At 41.2% G+C, this 6,774-nt stretch carries 1 protein-coding gene; it reads left to right on the forward strand.

The features are described from left to right. Positions 1–1,252: 1,252 nt before the first annotated feature. Positions 1,253–6,774, forward strand: a 5,522-nt coding sequence (locus KYK27_RS13895; protein ID WP_199110641.1) for an HYR domain-containing protein, incomplete at its 3' end; no start/stop codon positions are given.

The raw sequence follows: 6,774 nt of genomic DNA on the forward strand, positions 1-6,774 counted from the left end.
ATTAACAGAAGAGTGAAAAATGATTGAAGTGAAAGCTATTTTACATCTTGTAAAATGGCTTTCACTATTACAGGCTGCCCCGTTCAAAAAGGAAATTACCCCCTATAATCCTCAAAACACGATTCAAATTTTGTTATCTATCGCTTTTATATGCTATCCGTTGCATAGGTGGTGAAAATAGTTTCCTGTGTTAGACTTGTAAGAATAGAATGAAATGAATACCCACACCAGTGTATCGTTTCAGGTTTAATTATGGAATTAAGATCCAGGAACAAGGAGAATGTGTTTTCTAAAAAGGGAGGATAAACTGTCTATCAAATTCTGTCTGTTATTCAGTAAAAAAACCCGCTTACTACTTAAGTAAGCGGGTTTTTAAGTTTTATTCATTATCTGGATTTTAGTCACTTTATCAGATACAACAATCCTTTCTCGCTGTATTGCAGGATTAGAAAATGGTGTACCTAATTTTGTAATGTTTTAAAAGTGCAAGTCGAACGTAATTTTGTTCGAAAAGTTTGTATCCGTTTTCAAAACAGGACAAATTAGTGCAAATCCATATTAGAACATACATATCGTTAAATGTAACTTGCAGCAAGAAAACCTATATTCCAATTGACTAAGCTTGGGTGTTTCAAACACTTACTTTTTGTTAGGAAAAAAACAATATAGGCCATCCCAATTATCTGCCTCCTGCACTTCTACATAAGACTATGATTACTAGCTACTTCAGCTTTATGAAGAATAGTTATTTTATCAGCATCTGATTTTCAATTTATAGCCAAACCTTTACCCTCTTCTTATGAGAAAACTCTACTCCCCCTTCAGCATAGGGGAAGCTCTTCGGCAATATAACCCTTTGCCAAGGCTTAAACTGTTGTTGCTCTTGCTTACACTTGGAGCACTTTTTAACAACGCTTATAGTCAAAATAGAGCAAGTAAATGGCATTTTGGTAACTTGTCTTATTTAAGCTTTGATACCAGTCCGGCTACAGTAGTAAACGGAGCGTCCTCTACAAACTTTTATAATACTGCGGTTACAACTATCTCTGATAATGCCGGGGTGACCCAATTTATTCTTGGAAGAAATAGTATTTATAAAGCGGATGGAAGTATAATGCCTAATGGGCAAAATGTAGTTCAGATATTAGTTTCCAATACTAATTCTGCTATAGCAGTACCAAAGCCTGGTAGTACATCTGAATATTTTATCTTTTCTGCAGAAAAGTTACTGGGTAATTACTCTGTTGTGGATATGACAGTACCACAGGTTAAAGCAGATAAAGTACGAATTCCTTTATATAATGCTACTGATTTTGAAGCAATTCGGGTTACTGCTGTTAAAGGCAACAGTAATAACTATTGGGTAATATTTGCCGGTCATACTGTAGGCACAGGTAAGGTAGCTTTTAAAGTATTTGAGCTATCGACAACAGGCTTATCTGCAGTACCTGTAACGTATGAGTTTGCTGCTCCATCTGCTGTAAACTCTTACACGCAGGGTCACGTGAAGGTAAGCCCTGACAGAACCAAAATAGCTTATAGCCTTTACTCAACGAATATAAGGCTCAACTTATTAGATTTTAACGCAACAACGGGAGTTATATCAAATAATAAAATCTTAAATACTACAGAAAATACATACGGTGTTGATTTTACGCATGACTCTAAATATTTGTATGCAATTCATGAAAGTAGTGGTAACTCTTTAAACAGATATACTATTAATGCCGGAACCCAGGCAGACATTATTGCATCAAGACAGTTGGTGAGGTCTAATGCTTTTGGTGACCTGCAGTTAGGGCCAGATAAAAACATCTATTTATTTGGATATGAAAGCCCTGGAGTATTTATAAATCCTGCATCTGCTAATGTTGCAGATATTACATATCAAACAATAACTGGTCTTTCGTCTAATTATCTATGTGTTAATTATCCGGTTAATCTGATCATAAATTCAATTGAATTATCTAACTCAAGTATTACAGAAGGTAACAGAGCAGGGGCTGTTATAGGCACTTTGTCTGCTTCTTTTGAAGACGGGAGTACGAATGGAACCTTTAGTTTAGTAGCAGGTGATGGTGATAACGATAACGCTCTATTCACAATTACGAATGGAGAGCTAAAGGCAAATGGAATATTCGACTACGAAACTAAATCCGCTTATACTGTTAGAATTCGTGCTACTCCGGCCTCTGCAACTGAAACGCTGGAAGATGTTTTTACTATAGCTATAAAGCCATCTGTACCTGTTGCCGGTTACTTAAATGGCCTGCAATTCGATGGCGTTAACGATTATGTAGAAATTCCTTCTCAGGCTTCTAACCAGTTCAGTTCTGAGACTGAAACTACTGTCTCTATGTGGTATAAGGCCAATTCTATGGCTGAAGCAGGTCTTTTCAATAGACCTTCAGGTGGTGGCGATATGCAGTACTGGCTAGCCGCAGCGAATGGGAAATTTACTTTTGGAATTGACAAACATGGCTACGGCTGGACCTGGGTAGGAACAACAGATGCTTATAAAGTAGGCGAATGGGTTCACGTTGCTGCTGTAAGGCGCAATGTTAATGGCCAGCGTAAAATGGAAATTTATGCCAACGGCGTTTTAGTTGGCTCTGGTACATTATATTGGTCTTCATCTGCATCCAGCTCACCTATCCGTATTGGTACATTAATGAACGTAGATGGCGGTTTTGCAAATGGCCAGATCGACAACGTGTCGCTTTGGAAAAAGGCTTTAACCGTTGAAGAAATTAAAACGTTAGGTGCTAACACCCTCAATGGTAACGAAACTGACCTGGCTGGATACTGGCGTTTTGATGAAACTACAGGTACTATTGCTTACGACGCAACTGCAAACGTAAACCATGGCACGCTCAAGAACATGGACCTGGCAACTGCTCGGGTAACATCAACTGCAGGGGATTTTACTACCAATGAGGATGTTACTTATACAGGTAAACTGGCAGGTAGCGACGAGAGTGGAAACGCACTTACTTATTCTATAGTTACAGCACCAACAAATGGTACGCTTACGCTAACTAATACTGCTAACGGTGCTTTTACTTATACGCCTGCAGCTAACATAAATGGCACAGATGTATTCACCTATAAAGTAAATAATGGTGCTTCGGATTCAGAAATAGCGACAGTTAATGTAGCTATAGTGGCTGTAAATGATGCGCCGGTTGCTGTTGCCAAACCACTAACAGCAGACGCAGATGCAAATTGCCAGGTAGTAGTTGAAGCGTCCGCATTCAACAATAACTCTTCGGATATAGATGGAGATATATTAACATTTACAGTTTCGCCATCCGGACCGTATACTGCAGGTGTTACTAATGTAACGTTAACTGTTTCGGACGGCACAGGCGGGAGCAGTACTGCAACCACAACAATTACTGTAGCTGATAAGATCAACCCAACTATAACAGCTCCTATAGCAGTAACAGTTAATACCGATGCAGGTAAAAATACGGCTTCAGGAGCTGTGCTTGGCACTGCAACTACAGCTGATAACTGTGCGGTAGCAAGTACTACCAACGATGCACCAGCTACTTTCCCATTAGGTAACACTACCGTAACCTGGACGGTTACAGATGCTGCAGGTAATACAGCCACATCTATGCAGGTAGTGACGGTAACAGATAATGAGAAACCAGTACCTACTATAGCTACACTCCCAACTATAACCGGCGAGTGCTCAGCAATTGCTATTGCACCAACTGCAACAGACAATGCCGCAGGTACGGTTACCGGAACAACTACAGATCCTTTAGAATATTTAGAACAAGGTACTTATACCATTACCTGGACCTACAACGATGGGAACGGAAACACTGCCACCCAAACGCAGCAGGTAATTGTAAAAGATGTTACAGCCCCTGTATTTGCAACAGTTGCTCCGATCACAAAGTCTAACGATGCAGATAAATGTGGTGCAATAGTTACTTATACTGCTCCAACTGCTGCTGATAATTGTGTTGGTGGTGAAGGTAAGAATGTGTTGTTGATCTGGGATGAGATGAATGTTAACACGACAAACCTTGTAAACTCGCTTACTGATGCTGGTTTGAATGTAACATTAAGTGCCACAAATGAAACCGGCTATAACGGTACAAACCCTTCTCTAACTGGTTTCGATGCAGTTATTCACCTCAATGGTACTACATATATGTCACCGATGCCGATTGCAGGTCAGAATGCACTGGTTGATTTTGTAGTCAACAAAGGAAAGACCTATATCACAAATGAATGGTCTGCATATGAAGAAGGTTCAATGGCTACAATGAACGATATTATAGTTCTTAAAAGGTCAAATGGTATTGATGGCGTATTCACTTATTCGATGGTAGCCTCGCAAGCAGGCCATCCTATATTAAAAGGTATTCCGACTTCATTTGCATTACCTATGGGAGCAGCTAACGTTGGTGGAATTAGAACTTATAGTTCAAATCAGCCGATCGTGTTGATGACTTCTGAGCATGGAGCGGCAGTTGCTGTGCGCGAATTCTCTAATGGAGGGAAAGCAGTTGGCTTTCAACATGCCGGAAACTATAATGACTATACTACCTTATCAGATATAAATGCTCAAAAGCTTTATATCAATTCAGTAAAATATAGTAGCGACAATGTAACCATCACCCAGACAGCAGGCCTTTCTTCAGGCGCTTTGTTCCCGATTGGCGCTACTACTAACACGTTTGTAGCGACGGATGCAGCGGGCAACACCTCTGAGATCAGTTTTGATGTAACCGTTACAGACACGCAAAAGCCATCAGTAGTAACACAGAACATCACAGTAAACCTGGATGCAACAGGTAATGCAACTATAACGGCTGCTCAGATCAACAACGGCTCAACTGATAATTGTTCTATACCTGCTATCGGTTATAGTTTAGATAAATCAACTTTTACTTGCGACAACGTTGGTCCGAACACAGTAACCTTAACGGTAACAGATGCCAATGGAAACACATCTTCAGCAACAGCTATCGTTACGGTCAAAGATGTAACAGCTCCGTTGGCAAAAGCAAAGAACATTACCGTACAGCTGGACGCAACTGGTGCTGCAACTATAACCCCGGAAATGGTAGACAACAGCTCTTCGGATATCTGTGGCACAGTAACGCTTGCGCTGTCTAAGACTTCGTTTGATTGTAGCAACATCGGAGCCAACACTGTGACTTTAACAGCAACAGATTCAGCTGGAAACGAAAGTACCGCAACAGCTACCGTAACGATAGAAGACAAGGTTTTACCAAAAGCAATTGCCAAAAACATCACCGTAACCTTAGATGCTTCCGGCAACGCAACTATAGCTGTAGCAGATGTAAATAATGGTTCTTCTGACAATTGCGGAATCAAAACGCTCACGCTTTCTAAAACTGCTTTTGACTGCAGCAATGTAGGTGAGAACTCGGTTACTTTAACAGTAACAGATAAGAGCGGCAACGCGCATGAAGCAACAGCTATAGTTACTATAGTAGACGAAATACTTCCGGTTGCTATTGCCAAAAACATCACCGTTCAGTTAGATGCTAATGGTGTAGCAACAATCGCTGCTACCGACATCAACAACGGTAGCTCTGATGCGTGTGGTATCAAATCAATGATCTTAAGCAAAACCGCTTTTGATTGCAGTAATGTAGGCGACAACACCATTACCTTAACCGTTACCGACAACAACGGCAATGTGGCAACAGCTACCGCTATTGTTAATGTAGAGGACAAGGTTCTTCCGATCGCTAAAGCGCAGAATGTAACCATAGAGCTCGATGCCAATGGCGTTGCAACTCTGACGGCAGCTGCTGTAGATAATGGTAGTTCAGATGCCTGTGGTGCTGTAACCTTAGCTTTATCTAAAGCTACATTTGATTGCAGTAACGTTGGAGCCAACACCGTAACCCTGACTGTAACGGATAAGAATGGTAACAAAGCAACTGTTGATGCAACGGTAACAGTAGTTGATAATATCGCTCCAGTAGCAGTTGCAAAGAACATCACGGTTCAACTCGATGCAACAGGCAACACTACTATAACTGTAGCTGATGTAAACGACGGATCTACTGATAACTGCAGTATTAAAACGATAAGCCTTGATAAGACCACGTTTGACTGCAGCATGGTAGGAGAGAGCGAGGTTGTATTAACGGTAACCGATGTTAATAACAACACGCACACTGCTACAGCTATAGTTACGGTGGAAGATAAAGTTGCGCCGGTTGCTATCACCCAGAACATCAACGTTCAGTTAGATGCAGCTGGTAATGCAACTATAACTGCGGATGCTGTCGACAACGGTAGTTCAGATGCCTGCGGAATCAAATCCTTGAGCCTGAGCAAAAAGGCTTTTGATTGTTCTAACATCGGTGACAACACAGTAACATTAACTGTAACCGATAACAACGGAAACGTTTCTACCAACACAGCTATAGTTACAGTACAGGATAAGATAGCCCCAATAGCCCTGACCAAAAACATTACCGTTAAACTGGATGCAGCTGGTAAGGCAACTATAGTGGCAGAAGATGTGAACAACGGCTCATCGGATGTTTGCGGATCTGTAACCCTAGCTATAGATAAAGATGCTTTCGACTGCTCAAACATCGGCGAGAACACAGTAACGCTTACTGTAACGGATGCCGATGGCAACGAAGCTTCTGAAACTGCAACTGTAACTATAGTGGACGACCTGGCTCCAATAGTAGTAACCCAGAACCTCACCGTTCAGCTGGATGCTACGGGTAAGGCAACGATCACCGCTGCTCAGATCGA

Source organism: Pontibacter populi (assembly GCF_019336435.1).
Lineage (GTDB): Bacteria > Bacteroidota > Bacteroidia > Cytophagales > Hymenobacteraceae > Pontibacter > Pontibacter humidus.